This window comes from Aeromicrobium sp. Leaf272 (assembly GCF_001422865.1).
Taxonomy (GTDB): Bacteria; Actinomycetota; Actinomycetes; order Propionibacteriales; family Nocardioidaceae; genus Aeromicrobium.
On record NZ_LMMY01000014.1, the window covers coordinates 317,596 to 334,641 of the forward strand.

The window sequence follows — 17,046 nt, forward strand, 5'->3', positions numbered from 1 at the left end:
CGAGGTGCACCTCCGCCTGCTCGGCACGGGATCGGCCGACGGCTGGCCGAACGCGTTCTGCCGCTGCGACTCGTGCGAGGCCCAGCGTGCCGCAGGCGTGCTGCGTGGTCAGACCAGCGCGCTGCTCCGGGTCGACGGCACCGCCGTGCTGCTCGATCCCGGGCCCGAGGTGCTCGCTGCCGCGACGCGCTGCGGTGAGTCGCTCGCCGACGCGCGTGTCGTCCTCGTGACCCACGCCCACGCCGACCACTTCGGGCCGCAGCTGCTGCTGTTCCGGTCCTGGGTGAACGACGAGCCCCTCGACGTCGTGGGTCCGGCCACCGTCGTCGACGAGGCGCGCCGGTGGGTGGCGCCGGACTCGACCGTGCGGTTCCACGCGGTGGACGCGGGTGACGTGCTGGACCTCGGCGCGGCCCCGCACGGGGGAGGGGAGCCGATCCGCGTGCAGGTGCTGTCCGCGGCTCACACGGTGATGGCCTCGGGCGACGCCGTCCTCTACGACGTCACGGGCTCCGACGGTGCTCGGGTGCTGTGGGCCTGCGACACCGGACCGTGGGAGGCGTCGTGGTTCGAGACGGTCCGCGACGCCGCCTACGACGCCGTGCTGGTGGAGGAGACCTTCGGCGACCGCGCCGACCTCGGGTCGGGGCACCTGCACCTCGGCACGCTCGGGTCGCTGCTCGAGCGGCTGCGCGAGGTCGGCGCCGTGACGACGTCGACCGACGTCGTGGCCGTGCACCTCAGCCACCACAACCCCCCGGAGGACGAGCTGGTGCGACGCCTGGCCGACCTCGGCGCGCGGCCGGGCACGGACGGCGAGCGGTGGGAGACCGGGCTCAGCGCAGGGCGGTGACCGTGTCGCAGGTGGTGGAGCCGGGCTCGGCGCGCGTGGTCTCGTCCGTGAGGCTCTGGTGGACGAAGGCCTGACCGTCCTTCACCTGGTGGTAGGTGTAGACGCAGAACTCCTCGTCGCCGAACGCGACCCCGTACCCGAAGCCCGCGGACGGCTCCTCCCCGACCGCCTCGAAGTCCTCCAGCCCCTCGACGACCGCGTCGAGCTTCTTCTTCCTGACCTTCTTCTGCTCCGCGGTGACGGCGCCGTCGCCGACGGGCCCGTCGATGTAGACCGCGTCCACCAGGTCGGCGATGGCGGTCGCATTCGTTCGCAGGAAGTCGCCGATCTGCTCGCTCCTCAGCTTCGCCTCCTGGTCGGCGGGGGAGCTGCCGAAGGTCGGTGCGGGCGCCTCCTCGGTCGGGTAGACCGTCGGCTCGCAGTACGTCGGCTCCTCGTCCACCTCGGCGCTGGCGTCGTCGGCGCTCTGGTGGACGAACGACCGACCACTGTCGGGGTCCACGAGCCAGACGCAGTACGCGGGTGTGCCCGCGAGTGGCCGGCTCGGCACCGATCCTGCCGTGTAGCCCTTCGCCTCGAGGGCGGCGACCGCGTCGGGGAGCGGCATGCGCCCCTTGGCGTCCTTGTCCTTCGCCACGGCGTCCACGGCGGTGGCCAGGTCGGTCTGCAACCGCTTCGTCTCGGCCTTCTCGGCGGCGGCGCGGCGTTCCTCGGCCTGCTCCTCCTGGCTGGGACCGCAGCCTGCGAGCGCGACCAGGGCGGTCAGGACCATGACGGTGGTGCGCCTCATCGTTCCCCCCGGGGTCGTCGTGGAGCCACAGTCTGGCCCATGCTGGCCGCCCGCGTCACGACGCTCGGGGACGTGGAGGCTGGTTGTAGCCTGCAACGGTGCTGATCCCCCTGCTGCGCCGGTACCTGGCGCCCTACCGGGGAGCGATCGCGGTCGTGCTCGTCTTCCAGCTGGCACAGACCGTGGCCAACCTCTACCTCCCCGGTCTGAACGCCGACATCATCGACCGCGGCATCGTCACCGGGGACGTGCCCTTCATCTGGCGCACGGGCGCCACGATGCTGCTGGTCACGGTCCTCCAGGTCGGCGCGACGGTGGTGGCGGTCTACGTCGGAGCGCGGGTGGCGATGGCCCTCGGTCGAGACCTGCGCGCCGCCGTCTTCGACCGCGTCGAGACCTTCGCCGCGCGCGAGATGGCCCAGCTCGGCGCGCCGACCCTGATCACGCGGAGCACGAACGACGTCCAGCAGGTGCAGATGCTGGCCTTCATGGGCCTGACGTTGCTGGTGACCGCGCCGATCATGGCCGTCGGGGGCGTGGTCATGGCGCTGCGCCAGGACGTCGAGCTCTCGGCACTCCTGCTCGTGGCGCTGCCGGCGCTGCTGATCAGCGTGGGCCTGATCATCCGTCGGATGCGACCGCTCTTCCGCCAGATGCAGGACCGCGTCGACGGCCTCAACGGCGTCATGCGCGAGCAGATCCAGGGCATCCGCGTCATCCGGGCGTTCGTCAAGGAGAAGCACGAGACGCAGCGGTTCGACGACGCCAACCAGGCCTACCTCGACGTCGCCGTGGCCACCGGTCGGCTCATGTCGCTGATGTTCCCCACCGTCATGCTGATCATGAACGTCTCGGTGGTGCTGGCCACGTGGTTCGGCGGCTACCGGATCGCCTCGGGCGACCTGCAGGTCGGCACCCTCACGGCGTTCCAGAACTACCTGATCCAGATCCTCATGGCGGTCATGATGGCCACCTTCATGCTCATGCTGTGGCCAAGGGCGGAGGTGTCGGCCGAGCGCATCACCGAGGTGCTCGAGACCGAGCCCAGCATCGTGGTCGATCCCGACGCCACGCCCGCGCACGTCGTCCGTGGCGAGGTCGAGCTGCGAGGCGCCTCCTACGCCTATCCCGGTGCCGAGGTCGACGTCCTGCACGACGTGGACCTCGTGGCCCGGCCCGGCGAGACCACCGCGATCATCGGCTCCACCGGCAGCGGCAAGACCACGCTCATGAGTCTCGTGCCGCGTCTGTTCGACGTCACCGGGGGAGCGGTGCTCCTGGACGGTCACGATGTGCGTGACCTCGAGCCGCAGGCCGTCTGGGCCGCCATCGGGCTGGTGCCGCAGCGTGCGTTCCTGTTCTCCGGCACCGTCGCGTCCAACCTGCGCTACGGCCGTGACGACGCCACCGACGAGGAGCTCTGGCAGGCGCTGGAGGTGGCGCAGGCCCGTGAGTTCGTCGAGGCCATGCCCGGCGGGCTGCAGGCCCCGGTCACCCAGGGCGGCACCAACGTGTCCGGTGGGCAGCGGCAGCGGCTGGCCATCGCCCGCGCCGTGGTCAAGCGACCGCTGGTCTACCTCTTCGACGACTCGTTCTCGGCGCTGGACTACGCCACGGACGCCGCGCTCCGCCGGGCGTTGCGCGCCATCACGCGCGAGTCCGCCGTCATCACCGTGGCGCAGCGCGTCAGCACCATCCGCGACGCCGACCGCATCGTGGTGCTGGACCAGGGCACGGTGGTGTCCACCGGCACGCACGCCGAGCTCATGGCCGGCTGCGACGTGTACCGCGAGATCGTCCTCTCGCAGCTGACCGAGGAGGAGGCCGCGTGAGCGGGCGCGGTCCCGCGTGGGGCGGAGCCATGAACCACGAGAAGGCCAGCGACTTCCGCGGCACCCTCGGGCGCATGGTCCAGCGGCTGCTGTTCCACCGTCGTCTGGTGCAGGCCATCGGGCTGCTCGGCCTGGTGGCCACCGCGCTCTCGGTCGTCGGACCGCGGATCCTCGGCCACGCCACCGACATCGTCTTCAGCGGCTACCTGTCCGACCAGTTCCCGGCGGGCGCCGACAAGGCCGAGGTGGTCGCGGGGCTCGAGGCCCAGGGCGACGACCGGATGGCCGACCTCGTGCGCGGCACGGACCTCCGACCGGGTGAAGGCATCGACTTCACCTCCCTGGCCTGGGTCCTGGCCGGCGCGCTGGTGCTCTACGTCGTGGCATCGGTGTTCATGTGGTGGCAGGGACGCCTCACGACCGTCGTCGTGCAGCGCACGGTGGCCGGTCTGCGCGGCGAGGTCGAGGACACTCTCAACCGTCTCCCGCTGGCCAGCGTCGACGCCCACGAGCGTGGTGAGCTGATGTCGCGGACGACCAACGACATCGACAACATCGCGCAGTCGCTGCAGCAGACCATCAGCCAGCTGCTGACCTCGGTCCTGACGGTCGTCGGGACGCTCGGCATGATGCTGTGGATCTCGCCGCTGCTCGCCCTCGTCGCGGTGCTGACGGTCCCGGTGGCCGTGGTCCTCACCCGCGCCATCATGAAGCGCTCCCAGCCCCAGTTCGTGGCCCAGTGGGCGGCGACCGGTGCGCTCAACGGCCACATCGAGGAGGTCTTCACCGGCCACGAGATCGTCAAGGTCTACGGCCGGCAGCAGCAGGCGCGCGAGGAGTTCGACTCCCGCAACGACGCCCTGTTCGGAGCCGCCTTCAAGGCACAGTTCATCTCCGGGGTGATCGCGCCGGTGATGATGTTCGTGTCGAACCTCAACTACGTGCTCGTGGCCGTGATCGGAGCGTTCCGCGTCGCGTCGGGGACGCTCTCCATCGGCGAGGTGCAGGCCTTCATCCAGTACTCGCGCCAGTTCACGCAGCCGCTGACGCAGGTGGCCTCCATGATCAACCTCCTGCAGTCCGGCATGGCCTCGGCCGAACGGGTGCTGGCGCTGCTCGACGAGCCGCACGAGGCCCCCGACGCGCCCCACGCGCCGTTCCCGGACCCGCTGCGTGGCCGGGTGGTCTTCGAGGACGTCAGCTTCTCCTACGGCGACGACCCCCTCATCGAGCACCTCGACCTGGTGGCGGAGCCGGGGCAGACCGTGGCCATCGTCGGGCCCACCGGGGCCGGCAAGACGACGCTCACGAACCTGCTGCTCCGCTTCTACGACCTCGACGGCGGACGCATCACGCTCGACGGCGTCGACGTCGCCGCCATGGAGCGCGCTCGGCTCCGCGAGGCGTTCGGCGTGGTGCTGCAGGACGCGTGGCTCTTCCAGGGGAGCATCCGCGACAACATCTCCTACGGTGCGCACCGTGCCACCGAGGAGCAGGTGCAGGCCGCGGCCGAGGCGGCCTACGTCGACCACTTCGTGCGCACGCTCCCCGCCGGCTACGACACGGTCATCGAGGACGAGGGCGGCGGGGTCAGCGCCGGCCAGCGCCAGCTTCTCACCATCGCCCGTGCGTTCCTCGCCGACCCGGCCATCCTGGTGCTCGACGAGGCGACCAGCAGCGTGGACACCCGCACCGAGGCGTTGGTGCAGAAGGCCATGGAGCAGCTGCGGGCGGGCCGCACGTCCTTCGTCATCGCGCACCGGCTCTCGACGATCCGCGACGCCGACCACATCGTGGTGATGGAGGCGGGCCGCATCGTCGAGCAGGGCACGCACGACTCGCTCGTGGGCGCCGGTGGACCCTACGAGCGGCTCTACGCCGCGCAGTTCGCCGGCACACCGCTCTAGGGGGACGACTCAGCCCTCGCGGAGGAAGGCGTCGGCGCGGCTCTTCGGCCGACCGATGATCGCCCGGTCGCCGCGGTCCAGCACGGGGCGCTCCATGAGCCGGGGGTGCTCCACGAGCAGGTCCGCGACCTGCTCGGGCGTGGCGTAGTCGGCGGGGTCGAGCCCCTGGTCCTTGAAGAACGAGTCCTTGCGCACCAGGGCGGCCGGCTCGTCCTCGAGGCGGTCCAGCAGGTCGAGCAGGGCGGCCCGGTCGAGCGGCTCCTTGAGGTAGCGCACCTCCTCGACCTCGACACCGGCTGCCGCGGCCGCCTCGAGCGCGTGCCGCGAGGTGGAGCAGGCGGGGTTGTGCAGGATCGTGACGTCGGCCATGCGAGCAGCCTAGCCACGCAGGTCCTCCTTCCGACCTCGACGGATCGCTAGCGTGGAGCCATGTCCTCCGCTGCCGTCCGCTTCGACGTCGACGACGACGTCTGCACCATCACCCTCGACCGACCCGACGTGCGCAACGCCGTCGACGGCCCCATGGCCGCCGAGCTCCTGGCGGCGTTCGAGGCGTTCGAGGCCGACGACGCGCTGGCCGTGGCGGTGCTGCACGGCGAGGGCGGCAGCTTCTGCGCCGGAGCCGACCTGACGTCCGTCGGCGACCCCGACCGTCGTCACGTGCTCGACCCGGACGGTCCTGGTCCCATGGGGCCCACGCGGATGGCGCTCACCAAGCCGCTGGTGGCCGCGATCGAGGGACACGCCGTGGCCGGCGGGCTCGAGCTGGCGCTGCTGGCGGACCTGCGGGTCGCCGCGGAGGACGCCGTGCTGGGCGTGTTCTGCCGGCGCTGGGGTGTTCCCCTGATCGACGGCGGCACGGTGCGGCTCCCGCGTGTGGTGGGGCACGGCCGTGCGATGGACCTCATCCTCACCGGACGTGCCGTCGAGGCGCACGAGGCGCTGCAGATGGGGCTCGTGAACCGCGTCGTGCCCGCGGGGCGCGCCCTCGACGTCGCCCACGAGCTGGCCGAGCAGCTCGCCCGCTTCCCGCAGGAGTGCCTGCGCGTCGATCGAGCGTCGGCGATCGCCCAGTGGGACCTGCCGCTGCGCGAGGCCCTGCGCGCCGAGGGGGCGGGCGGCCTGTCCGTGGTGGCCTCCGAGGCCGTCGCGGGTGCCGAGCGCTTCGTCTCGGGGGCGGGACGGCACGGGTCGTTCGACGATCCGACGACTCCGCCGTGAGCCTGACCGGTCGACTCGCGAGGCGATGTGGTCGATCCGGGTCCCGTCTGGCAGAATGTCGGCTTGTGTCCGACGCGGACGGGACCCTCTCAGCCCGGCCGCATGGGCCCACCAGCTTCGTGCCCGGATCGTGACCCCACCCGGTCCGGCGCGTCACCACACCACAGAGACCTGAGGAGACACCACACTCGTGGCCGTCAAGATTCGCCTGAAGCGGATGGGCAAGATCCGCACCCCGTTCTACCGCATCGTCGTCGCCGACTCGCGCACCAAGCGCGACGGTCGCGTGATCGAGGAGATCGGCACGTACAACCCCAAGACCGAGCCGTCCACGATCCACGTCGTGTCCGAGCGCGCCCAGTACTGGCTCGGCGTCGGCGCCCAGCCGACCGAGGCCGTCGCCGCGATCCTCAAGATCACCGGTGACATCGGTGGCACCAGCACCCTCAAGACGCCGGAGCCGAAGGCCGACAAGGCTGCGCTGTTCGACGCCGCTCTCAAGGAGCTGCACGCCGAGCCGAAGACCGAGGCGACCACCAAGAAGAAGGCCGCCAAGAAGGCTGCGCCGAAGGCCGACGACGCCGAGAAGGCTGAGGAGCCCAAGGCCGAGAAGGCTGAGGAGCCGAAGGCCGAGGAGCCCAAGGCCGACGACGCCGCCGAGAGCACCGAGGCCTGAGCATGGCCGGTCGCACGCAGGAGGTCATCGAGCACCTCGTGTCGGGCATCGTGGACCACCCCGACGAGGTCGACGTGACCGAGAAGCAGACGCGGCGCGGCGACCTCTTCGAGGTGCGCGTCAACCCGGCCGACCTCGGCAAGGTGATCGGCCGTCAGGGTCGCACCGCGTCGGCGATCCGCACCGTCAGCGGAGCGGTCGCCGGCACCAAGGGTGCCCGCATCGACTTCGTGGACGTCGACCGCCAGCGCTGAGGTCCTGACCATGCGCGTCGTGGTCGGTCGGATCGGCCGGGCTCACGGGATCAAGGGTGAGCTGACGGTCGACGTCCGCACCGACGAGCCCGAGCGAAGGTTCGCCCCGGGCACGGCGCTCGTGGCCGGCGACCGCACCGTCGTCGTGGCAGCCGCCCGGAACCACTCCGGGCGGCTGCTGCTGCGTCTGGAGGGGGTCGCCGACCGCACGGCGGCCGAGGCGCTGCACGGTCGTGTGCTGGAGGTCGACATCGATCCGGCCGACGAGCCCGACGAGGACGACGCCTACTACGACCACCAGCTCGTGGGCCTGCGCGTGCACGACCACCACGGAGTCGACGTCGGCATCGTGACCGAGGTGCTGCACCTGCCCGAGCAGGACCTGCTCTCCGTCGATCTCGACGACGGCGCCCGCGGCGTCCTCGTCCCCTTCGTCACGGCTCTCGTGCCCGAGGTCGACCTCGCCGCCGGTCACGTCGCGCTGGCCGACGTCCCGGGCCTGCTGGACCCCGACGCCCAGGCCGTCGCCACCCCGGACGTGGGCGACGGGACGTGAGCGGGGGACCGGGCGACCACGTCGCCCCGACGATGCGCATCGACGTCGTCTCGATCTTCCCCGCCTACCTCGACGCCCTCGACCTCTCGCTCGCCGGCCGGGCCCGCGCGAGCGGGCTGCTCGAGATCCGCACCCACGACCTGCGCGACTTCACCCACGACCGCCACCGCACCGTCGACGACACGCCCTACGGAGGCGGCGCCGGCATGGTGATGCGCCCCGAGCCCTGGGGCGAGGCCCTCGACGCCGTCACCAGCGACGAGGCCGTCGTCCTGGTGCCCACGCCCTCGGGCACGCCCTTCCGGCAGTCCCTCGCCCACGACCTGAGTCGCGAACGACACCTCGTCTTCGCCTGTGGCCGCTACGAGGGAATCGACCAGCGGGTCATCGACCACGCCCGCGGGCGCTGGCGCGTCGAGGAGGTCTCCCTCGGGGACTTCGTGCTCAACGGGGGAGAGGTCGCCGCGCTCGCCGTCATCGAGGCCGTCGTGCGGCTCGTCCCCGGCTTCATGGGCAACCCCGCCTCCCTCGCCGAGGAGTCCCACGGGGACGACGGGCTGCTCGAGTACCCGGTCTACACCAAGCCCGCGTCGTGGCGCGGTCTCGACGTGCCCGACGTGCTGCTGTCCGGCCACCACGGGGCCATCGCGGCCTGGCGGCACGAGCAGGCGGTCGCCCGCACGCGGGAGCGTCGGCCCGATCTCCTGACCGACTGACGACGTCGAACACCCACCGACGAGGCCCTGTGCGCCGGATTTAACACGGGGGCCACCGGCGTCATGCAGGTGAAACATTCCGGGCGTGGTTGAGGAAACCTTGCCGCCCCATGATGAACGCGGCTCCTCCAAGAACAGCAGCGTGGCTGTGGGACGCCGATGTTCACTCAACCAGCTACAACGAGGTGGGTATGTCAGTCGATCTTTCATGGCAGCTGCTGTGCACGGCACTCGTCATCTTCATGACGCCGGGTCTTGCGTTCTTCTACGGCGGTCTGGTCAAGTCCAAGTCCGCGATCTCGATGATGATGCTGAGCTTCGGCTCGCTCGCCCTGGTCACGGTGCTCTACGTCCTCTACGGCGGCACGGGCATCGCCGGCAACGGCACGAGCGGCGGCAGCAAGCTCTTCGGCAACCCGTTCGAGGACTTCGGCATGTCGGACCTGATGTCGGGGGTCGGTGGCGGTGACGCGGCCAACGCCTTCGGCGGTCACGCGTTCCTCGTCGCCTTCTGCATCATCACGGTCGCCCTCGTCTCGGGCGCGGTCGCCGACCGGGCACGCTTCTGGCCGTGGATGCTCTTCGCCGGGCTGTTCACGACCTTCGTCGTCTTCCCGACGTTCCGCTGGCTCTTCGGGGTGGACGCCGACGGCAACTTCTACGGCTGGCTGGCCAACGACGTCTTCGGCTTCGGTGCGGCGCTCGACTGGGCCGGCGGCACGATCATCCACCAGTCCGCCGGTGCTGCGGCCCTTGCTCTCGCCCTCGTTCTCGGCAAGCGCAAGCTCGGGTTCTCCAAGGAGGAGTCCCAGCCGCACAACGTGCCGCTGGTGCTCCTGGGCGCCTCGATCCTGTGGTTCGGCTGGTTCGGCTTCAACACCGGTGTCTACGGCGCCGACGAGGGCCAGACGTCGCTGATCTTCTTCAACACGCTCATCACCCCGGCGGCCGCGCTGATCGGCTGGATCGTCGTCGAGACCTTCCGTGACGGCAAGGCCACCGCGGTGGGTGCGGCGTCCGGCATCGTGACCGGGCTCGTCGCCATCACGCCGGCCTGCGCCTTCGTCACGCCCCTCTGGGCGATCGTGCTCGGCATCGTGTCGGGTGTCGCCTGCGCCCTGGCTGTCGACCTGAAGTTCAAGCTCGGCTACGACGACACGCTCGACGTCGTGGGCATCCACCTCGTCGCCGGCTTCATCGGCTGCGTCTACATCGGTCTGTTCGGCTCGGAGGCCCTGACCGGTGGCAGCCTGTTCTTCGGTGGCGAGACCGACCTGCTGTTCGCCCAGATCCTCTCGTCGCTCACGATCATCGTGTTCTCGTTCGTCGTGGCCTTCGCCATCGGCTTCGGCATCGAGAAGACGATCGGCTTCCGCGTGACGGAGGAGGACGAGGTCGCCGGCATCGACACCGCGCTGCACGGCTCGGAAGGCTACGCGCTCGACTGAGTCGTCACCTGAACCCCACGGAGGGCTCCTGCTCGGGCAGGGGCCCTTCGTGGCGTCCGGGGGCCGATCCCGGGCGCCACGGTTCCCCGGGCCACCGAGGGCCGGTCTCGGCCGGCCGGCTTCGTCGGGGCCGGTCTCGGCTGGGCCGGCTTCGTCGGGGCCAGTTTCGTTCGGGCCGGGCCGCTGTGGCAGAATTGTCCCTTGGTGCACCGCGGTTCTGCCACAGGGGAGCCGTCGACGAGCACCGGTACGACACCAAGACTTTTCTCACCATCGTTTCCGTGGGTGACCTGTGGCACCGGCGAGGAGTAGACATGACCAACTTGGTCGACCAGGTCGCAGCCGAGTCGCGACGCGACGACATCCCCGCGTTCCGCGCCGGCGACACCCTCAAGGTCCACGTCAAGGTCGTCGAGGGCAACCGCTCGCGCGTCCAGGTGTTCCAGGGCGTCTGCATCAAGGTGCAGGGCTCGGGCATCGGACGCACCTTCACGGTCCGCAAGGTCAGCTTCGGCGTCGGTGTCGAGCGCACGTTCCCGCTCCACACCCCGGTCATCGAGAAGATCGAGGTCGCCACCCGCGGCGACGTCCGTCGGGCCAAGCTCTACTACCTCCGCTCGCTGCGCGGCAGGGCCGCGAAGATCAAGGAGAAGCGCGAGGACTGAGCGTCCTCCCGCGTGGCCGTCGAGCCCGCCCAGGATGCTGCGTCTAGGCTCACGTCGTGAGTGAGACCACGAAGCGCCAGCTCCCCGTCTGGCAGGAGTCCATCCTCCTCGTCGTCACCGCCATGGTGATGGCCGTCGTGGTCAAGGCGTTCTTCCTCCAGGCCTTCTACATCCCGTCGGAGTCCATGGAGCCGACGATGCTCGTCAACGACAAGATCCTCGTCCAGAAGGTCTCCTACTGGACCGGGGATCCGCAGCGTGGCGACATCGTCGTCTTCGACGATCCCGGTGGATGGCTCGACCAGAGCGAGTCCGCCCGTGCCAGCAACCCGGCGCAGAAGGCGCTCGAGGTCATCGGGCTGTTCCCCACGGGCGGCCACCTCATCAAGCGTGTCGTGGGCGTCGGCGGGGACCGCGTGGCGTGCTGCGACGACGAGGGTCGTCTGACGGTCAACGGCGTGTCGATCGACGAGCCGTACCTGAGGGACCCGAGCGCCAACGCCGAGTCGCGCTTCGACGTCGTGGTGCCCAAGGACCACCTCTGGGTGCAGGGCGACAACCGGGGCAACTCCGCGGACTCCCGCGTGCACCAGGGCGACCCCGGTGGCGGCTTCATCCCCGTCGACTCGGTCGTCGGCAAGGCGTGGGTCCGCGTGTGGCCGTGGAAGCGGATCGGTCTCATCCGGGGCAGCGAGGCCTTCGCCGAGGTCCCGTCCGAGCCCGCGTCGTCGCAGTGACCGGTCGGCCCACCCTCCGACTCGAGCGCAGCCTCCTGCGCGAGCGCTGCACCGTGCTGGCGTGCGCCGACGAGGTCGGCCGCGGCGCCCTGAGCGGTCCGGTGAGCGTCGGCGTCGTGGCCATCACCGCGAGCACGCGCACCGCACCCCAGGGGGTGCGCGACAGCAAGCTGCTGACCCCTGACGCGCGCGTCCGACTCGCGCCCCGCATCCGGCGCTGGGCCGCCACCCACGGGGCCGGGTACGGCGTCGGCCACGCGTCACCCGCGGAGATCGACGACGTCGGCATCATGGCGGCCATGCGCCTGGCCGCGCGACGAGCGCTGGAGCAGGTCGGGACCCCGCCCGACCTGGTCCTGCTCGACGGCAACCACGACTACCTGAGCGTCCCGGACCAGGCCTCGCTCTTCGACGTCGCGGAGGTGCCGCTGCCGCCGGTGGTCACGGCGATCAAGGCCGACCTGCGCTGCGCGGCGGTGGCCGCGGCGAGCATCCTCGCCAAGACCGAACGTGATGCACTCATGGTCGAGCTGGCGCGTGAGCACCCGGAGTACGGCTGGCACGAGAACAAGGGCTACGCGGCGCCGGCGCACGTGGAGGCCCTGCGCACCCACGGGCCCAGCCACCACCACCGCCGCTCGTGGAGCCTGCCGGGCAGCGTGCCGGCGGCCGGTAGTGTTCCGGTCATCGAGTCCGGTGCCGTCCGGGCGAGCGACGAGGCGATGGGGAGCAGATGAGCGCAGAGGACCTCGAGCGGTACGAGACCGAGGCCGAGCTCGCGCTGTACCGCGAGTACCGCGACGTCGTGAAGATCTTCAAGTACGTGGTGGAGACCGATCGGCGCTTCTACCTCTGCAACGCCGTCGACGTGAAGGTGCGCTCCGAGACGGGCGACGCCTACTTCGAGGTCTCCATGAACGACGCCTGGGTGTGGGACATCTACCGTCCGGCGCGGTTCGCCAAGAACGTCAAGGTGCTCACCTTCAAGGACGTCAACGTCGAGGAGCTGGCCGACTCCGACGTCAAGGTTCCGTCGAGCTGAGCCGAGCCGGCGCTCGCGGTCCGTCCACAGGACGTCGCACGCTCGAGCACCGTCGTCCACAGCCTGCGCGCGTGGTCTGTCGCCGGTCCGTCGTCCCGCCGACGCTGGAGGCATGACCTACGCACGCAACGACGCCGTCGGGCAGTACGGCGAGCAGGTGGCTGCGCGACACCTGGAGTCCCACGGCATGACGATCCTCGACCGCCGCTGGACGTGCCGGTGGGGCGAGCTCGACATCGTCGCCCGTGACGGTGCGACGATCGTCTTCTGCGAGGTCAAGACCCGCACCAGCCAGCGGCACGGCACGGGCTTCGAGGCGGTCTCGAGCCGCAAGGCGCAGCGGCTGCGTCGCGCGGCGTCGGCCTGGCTGCAGGCGCACGGGCTGGAGCCGCTGGGCGTGCGGATCGACGTCGTGTCCGTGCGCATCCCACGCCGTGGCGGGCCGGTCGTCGAGCGCGTGAGCGGGGTGGCCTGATGGCGGCCCTGCACTCGGTGACCCTGGACGGCCTCACCGGGCGGGCGATCGAGGTGGAGGTCGACATCGCCAACGGCTTCCCGTCGACCGTCGTCGTGGGTCTTGCCGACGCGATCGTCAACGAGGCTCGCGACCGGGTGCGTGCGGCGGTGGTCAACTCCGGCGCGTCCTGGCCCGACCAGCGGGTCACGATCAACCTCGCCCCGTCCACGCTGCCGAAGACCGGGTCCCACTACGACCTCGCCATCGCGCTCGCGATGTTCGTCGAGAAGAAGATCGTGCCGCTCGCGGCCACCGTCGGGACGGTGTTCATCGGGGAGCTCGCGCTCGACGGTCGCCTCCGCGCGGTGCGGGGCGTCCTGCCGGCCACGGTCGCCGCCGCCGAGGCCGGGTTCGAGCGCGTGCTCGTGCCCGAGTCCAACGTCGGCGAGGCCGAGCTGGTCGACGACATCGGCGTGGTCGGTGTGCGGTCGTTGCGCCAGGTGGTGGCCATGCTGACCGGGCAGGAGGAGCCCGACGACCCGCCGGTCCCTCCGCTGGACGGTGGCGACGGTCTCGGCCACGCCTACAGCGACCGCGTGGCCGGTCTCGACCTCGCCGACGTGGCCGGGCAGGAGGACACCCGCACGGCGGTGGTGGTCGCTGCGGCCGGTGGCCACCACGTGCTGATGACGGGTCCGCCGGGCATCGGCAAGACCATGCTCGCCCAGCGGCTGCCTGGTCTCCTGCCGGACCTCACCCGCCCCCAGGCGCTGGAGGTCAGCGCGGTGCACTCCCTGGCGGGCGTCCTGCCGTCCGACGTCCCCCTCGTGCGGCGTCCTCCGTTCGTCGACCCGCACCACACGGCGAGCGCCGTCGCGATCGTCGGTGGAGGCCAACGGGTCATCCGGCCCGGTGCGCTGTCGCTCGCTCACCGCGGGGTGCTGTTCCTCGACGAGGCGCCGGAGTTCGCCTCGAACGTGCTCGACGCGCTGCGCCAGCCCCTGGAGAGCGGGCACGTGGTGGTCTCGCGGTCCGCCCAGACCGCGACGTTCCCGGCCCGCTTCCAGCTGCTCCTGGCGGCCAACCCGTGTCCGTGCGGACAGGGCGGGTCGGTGAGCGAGCCCTGCGAGTGCACCCCGCTGATGCAGCGGCGCTATCGCGACCGGATCTCCGGACCGGTGCGCGACCGCATCGACATCCATCGCACCCTCGTCGCGCCGACCCGGCCGGAGCTCGTCCACGGCGTGTCAGACGCCCGGTCGACGCGGGACCTCGCGCCGCTCGTCGCGCGGGCCCGGTCCCGCCAGGCCGAACGGCTGGCCGGCACGCCCTGGCAGGTCAACGCGGACGTGCCCGGCGTCGACCTGCGCAAGCACTGGCCGGCGACGGACGCGGCCAGGCGGCTCGTGGACTCCCAGCTGCGCGGTCAACGACTCTCCGCCCGTTCCGCGGACCGGGTGCTCCGCGTCGCCTGGAGCGTCTGCGACCTGCGCGAGGGGGAGCGGCCCGACGTCGAGGAGGTCGAGCTGGCGCTCGCCCTGCGCCGAGGTACCCCGCTCGGACCCCTGCTGCGGGACGTGGTGGTGGCGCCATGACCTCCGCGAACCGTCCCGCACGGCGGGGCACGCACGCCACGGACGCCGATGCGCGGATGGCGTTGAGCCTGCTCGTCGAGCCCGGCGACCCGCGCCTCGTGCAGTGGGTGCGCGAGCACGACCCGGCGGGCCTCCTCGAGGTGGTCCGTGATGGCTCCCGACGCTCCCGTCTGGAGGTCCCGCACGCTTGGCTGGAGGGGGCCGCGCGTCTGGACCGAGCCGTGAGCAGTGCGCGCGCGAGGTCCGAGGCGCACGGACTCCGCTGGGTCGTGCCCGGCGACGCGGCCTGGCCCGCGGCGCTCGACGACCTCGACCACGTGGAGCCCCTCGGCGGGAGCACCGGTGCGCCGCTCGGGCTGTGGGTGCGCGGCCCGGGCGACCTCGCGTCGCTCGTGGAGCACGGCATCGCCGTGGTGGGCGCCCGCTCGAGCACGGCCTACGGGAGCGACTGCGCCTCCGAGATCGCGGCCGACGTGGCCGACCAGGGCGGCACGGTCGTGAGTGGGGCGGCGTTCGGCATCGACGCCGCGGCCCACCGCGGCGCCCTCGTGCAGGACCGACCGACCGTGGCGGTGCTCGCCTGCGGTGCCGACGTCGAGTACCCACGCACCCACGCCGCGCTGCTGCAGCGCATCGCCCAGGACGGTCTCGTGGTCTCCGAGCAAGCGCCCGGGCAGGTCGCGATGCGGTCACGCTTCCTCACCCGCAACCGCATCATCGCCGGGCTCACGGTGGGCACGGTGGTCGTCGAGGCGGCCCGCCGCAGCGGATCGCTCAACACGTTGAACTGGGCCGACGCCCTGGGGCGGGTGACGATGGCCGTGCCCGGTCCGGTCACGTCGCAGCAGTCCGCCGGGGTGCACCAGGCGCTGCGCGACGGGCGGGCGGTCCTGGTGACGAACGGCCGCGAGGTCCTCGACGCCGTGGCCGGCGTGTCGGCCGACGTGCCCGAGCCGGTCCGGCCGTCCGACACCGACCACGACCGGTTGGGCGGGCTGGCTCGGCGGGTGCTCGACGCCCTCTCCTTCACCGAGGCGCGCAGCACCGCCGACGTCGCGGTCGCCGCGCGAGGCAGCAGGGCCGACGTGGCGGACCTGCTGGCGGGTCTCGAGCGGCAGGGATGGTGCGCCCGCGTGGGGGACCGGTGGCTGGTGCTCCCGCGTGGTGCCTCGATCGCGGCCCGCCGACCCGTCACGCTGGGACCATGAGTGGAGCCTGGGACGACGCGCTCGAGGCGTTCACCGAGCACCTGCGCCACGAGCGCGACCTCTCCGAGCACTCCGTCCGCGGCTACCTCGTCGACCTCGGCCACCTGGCCGACCACGCCCGGGCCCTCGGGGCGGGCGAGCCGTCGGGGCTCACCACGCGGGCGCTGCGCAGCTTCCTGGCCAACCAGCAGACCCTCGGCCGGTCGCGGGCCACGCTGGCCCGACGCGCGACGTCGATCCGCTCGTTCACGGCCTGGCTGGTGCGCACCGGCCGCGCGACGAACGATCCTGGGGCATTGCTCGCCAGTCCTCGCTCGCAGCGCGCCCTGCCCGACGTGCTCAGCCAGACCGAGGTCCGGGCGCTCCTCGACGCCACGTCGGCCGCGATCGAGACCGATGGTCCCGTGGGCCTGCGGGACCTGGCCATCCTCGAGCTGCTCTACGCGACCGGCGTGCGGGTGGGTGAGCTGTGCGGTCTCGACATCGACGACATCGACCGCGGCCGTCGCCTGCTGCGCGTCCTCGGCAAGGGTCGCAAGGAGCGCTCGGTGCCCTACGGGCTTCCGGCAGCCGATGCGGTCGACGCCTGGGTCACCATCGGGCGGTCGACGCTGGTCGGCCCGGAGAGCGGGCCGGCGCTCCTGCTGGGCGTCCGCGGCGGTCGACTCGACCCTCGCGCGGCCCGCAAGATCGTGCACGACCGGCTCGCAGTGGTCGAGGGCGCCCCCGACCTCGGCCCCCACGGCCTGCGGCACACCGCCGCCACTCACCTGCTCGAGGGCGGCGCCGACCTGCGCAGCGTGCAGGAGGTGCTGGGCCACGCCTCCCTCGGCACCACCCAGATCTACACCCACGTGAGCACCGAGCGGCTGCGCGCCGCATACCGGTTGGCGCACCCACGGGCGTAGGACGCGGGCGAAGGACGACGCGTCCTGCGGCCGCCTCGTCGCCTCCGGCCGTCGACCTGCGGCTGCGTCGCTGTGGCTCCCAGGCGGGTCGGTCTCCGAAAGGGCCTCGACCGGAGCAGGGGGTCTGGGCTCGGGTGGGTCTGCGGGGCGCGGCCACGATTCTTCATCTGCGCCTGATTCG

General features: G+C 71.7%; 19 protein-coding genes. 17 read left to right on the forward strand and 2 right to left on the reverse strand.

The annotated features are described in order from the left end of the window. Positions 1 to 4 precede the first annotated feature (4 nt). A complete protein-coding gene (locus ASF38_RS14385) occupies positions 5 to 853 on the forward strand; it encodes an MBL fold metallo-hydrolase (protein ID WP_056576867.1) in 849 nt (282 codons plus the stop codon). Here ASF38_RS14385 and ASF38_RS14390 read toward each other — a convergent pair. Further along, a complete protein-coding gene (locus ASF38_RS14390; protein WP_055967294.1) occupies positions 837 to 1,643 on the reverse strand; it encodes a hypothetical protein in 807 nt (268 codons plus the stop codon). The genes ASF38_RS14385 and ASF38_RS14390 overlap by 17 nt on opposite strands. Before the next feature lie 98 nt (positions 1,644 to 1,741). Here ASF38_RS14390 and ASF38_RS14395 point away from each other — a divergent pair, with 98 nt between their 5' ends. Both ASF38_RS14395 and ASF38_RS14400 read left to right on the forward strand, forming a co-directional pair. Further along, positions 1,742 to 3,475, forward strand: a complete 1,734-nt coding sequence (locus tag ASF38_RS14395; protein ID WP_056576870.1) for an ABC transporter ATP-binding protein — start codon at positions 1,742 to 1,744, stop codon at positions 3,473 to 3,475. Next, complete coding sequence (locus ASF38_RS14400) at positions 3,472 to 5,382, forward strand: ABC transporter ATP-binding protein (protein ID WP_235497744.1); 1,911 nt, start codon at positions 3,472 to 3,474, stop codon at positions 5,380 to 5,382. The genes ASF38_RS14395 and ASF38_RS14400 overlap by 4 nt, the downstream gene beginning before the upstream one ends. 9 nt (positions 5,383 to 5,391) lie before the next feature. On the opposite strand, the gene ASF38_RS14405 is transcribed toward ASF38_RS14400, so the two are convergent. Further along, positions 5,392 to 5,751: an ArsC/Spx/MgsR family protein gene (locus ASF38_RS14405; RefSeq protein WP_056554126.1), complete on the reverse strand. Its 360-nt coding sequence runs from the start codon at positions 5,749 to 5,751 to the stop codon at positions 5,392 to 5,394. 60 nt (positions 5,752 to 5,811) lie between these two features. On the opposite strand from ASF38_RS14405, the gene ASF38_RS14410 reads away from it, so the two are divergent. From ASF38_RS14410 to ASF38_RS14475, 14 genes are all read left to right on the forward strand, one after another. Then, positions 5,812 to 6,603 (forward strand): crotonase/enoyl-CoA hydratase family protein, encoded by a 792-nt coding sequence (locus ASF38_RS14410; protein ID WP_056576873.1) that lies wholly within the window; start codon positions 5,812 to 5,814, stop codon positions 6,601 to 6,603. Between the two features lie 190 nt (positions 6,604 to 6,793). After that, positions 6,794 to 7,279, forward strand: a complete 486-nt coding sequence (gene rpsP / locus ASF38_RS14415) for a 30S ribosomal protein S16 (protein ID WP_056576876.1) — start codon at positions 6,794 to 6,796, stop codon at positions 7,277 to 7,279. A gap of 2 nt (positions 7,280 to 7,281) precedes the next feature. After that, entirely contained in the window at positions 7,282 to 7,533 is a 252-nt protein-coding gene (locus ASF38_RS14420; RefSeq protein ID WP_056576878.1) for an RNA-binding protein, read from the forward strand. A 10-nt stretch (positions 7,534 to 7,543) separates the two neighbouring features. Then, a complete protein-coding gene (gene rimM / locus ASF38_RS14425; protein WP_056554132.1) occupies positions 7,544 to 8,089 on the forward strand; it encodes a ribosome maturation factor RimM in 546 nt (181 codons plus the stop codon). A gap of 32 nt (positions 8,090 to 8,121) precedes the next feature. After that, on the forward strand, positions 8,122 to 8,805 hold the full coding sequence (gene trmD, locus ASF38_RS14430; protein ID WP_055968537.1) for a tRNA (guanosine(37)-N1)-methyltransferase TrmD: 684 nt from the start codon (positions 8,122 to 8,124) through the stop codon (positions 8,803 to 8,805). A gap of 191 nt (positions 8,806 to 8,996) precedes the next feature. Next, complete coding sequence (locus ASF38_RS14435; protein ID WP_055967317.1) at positions 8,997 to 10,253, forward strand: ammonium transporter; 1,257 nt, start codon at positions 8,997 to 8,999, stop codon at positions 10,251 to 10,253. Between the two features lie 314 nt (positions 10,254 to 10,567). Next, positions 10,568 to 10,918 carry a 50S ribosomal protein L19 gene (rplS, locus tag ASF38_RS14440; protein WP_056576881.1) on the forward strand — a complete coding sequence of 117 codons (351 nt, stop codon included), beginning with the start codon at positions 10,568 to 10,570 and terminating at the stop codon, positions 10,916 to 10,918. 56 nt (positions 10,919 to 10,974) lie between these two features. After that, positions 10,975 to 11,655, forward strand: coding sequence for a signal peptidase I (lepB, locus tag ASF38_RS14445; RefSeq protein ID WP_235492941.1), 681 nt, complete (start codon positions 10,975 to 10,977; stop codon positions 11,653 to 11,655). Further along, complete coding sequence (locus tag ASF38_RS14450) at positions 11,652 to 12,392, forward strand: ribonuclease HII (RefSeq protein WP_055967323.1); 741 nt, start codon at positions 11,652 to 11,654, stop codon at positions 12,390 to 12,392. Before lepB ends, ASF38_RS14450 begins: the two co-directional genes overlap by 4 nt. Next, complete coding sequence (locus tag ASF38_RS14455; protein ID WP_055967326.1) at positions 12,389 to 12,697, forward strand: DUF2469 domain-containing protein; 309 nt, start codon at positions 12,389 to 12,391, stop codon at positions 12,695 to 12,697. The genes ASF38_RS14450 and ASF38_RS14455 overlap by 4 nt, the downstream gene beginning before the upstream one ends. A 112-nt stretch (positions 12,698 to 12,809) precedes the next feature. Beyond that, entirely contained in the window at positions 12,810 to 13,172 is a 363-nt protein-coding gene (locus ASF38_RS14460) for a YraN family protein (RefSeq protein WP_055967329.1), read from the forward strand. Then, positions 13,172 to 14,749 (forward strand): YifB family Mg chelatase-like AAA ATPase, encoded by a 1,578-nt coding sequence (locus ASF38_RS14465; protein ID WP_056576884.1) that lies wholly within the window; start codon positions 13,172 to 13,174, stop codon positions 14,747 to 14,749. The genes ASF38_RS14460 and ASF38_RS14465 overlap by 1 nt, the downstream gene beginning before the upstream one ends. After that, positions 14,746 to 15,957, forward strand: a complete 1,212-nt coding sequence (locus tag ASF38_RS14470; RefSeq protein WP_056576887.1) for a DNA-processing protein DprA — start codon at positions 14,746 to 14,748, stop codon at positions 15,955 to 15,957. The genes ASF38_RS14465 and ASF38_RS14470 overlap by 4 nt, the downstream gene beginning before the upstream one ends. Beyond that, positions 15,954 to 16,865: a tyrosine recombinase XerC gene (locus tag ASF38_RS14475; protein ID WP_056576890.1), complete on the forward strand. Its 912-nt coding sequence runs from the start codon at positions 15,954 to 15,956 to the stop codon at positions 16,863 to 16,865. The genes ASF38_RS14470 and ASF38_RS14475 overlap by 4 nt, the downstream gene beginning before the upstream one ends. Positions 16,866 to 17,046 lie beyond the last annotated feature (181 nt).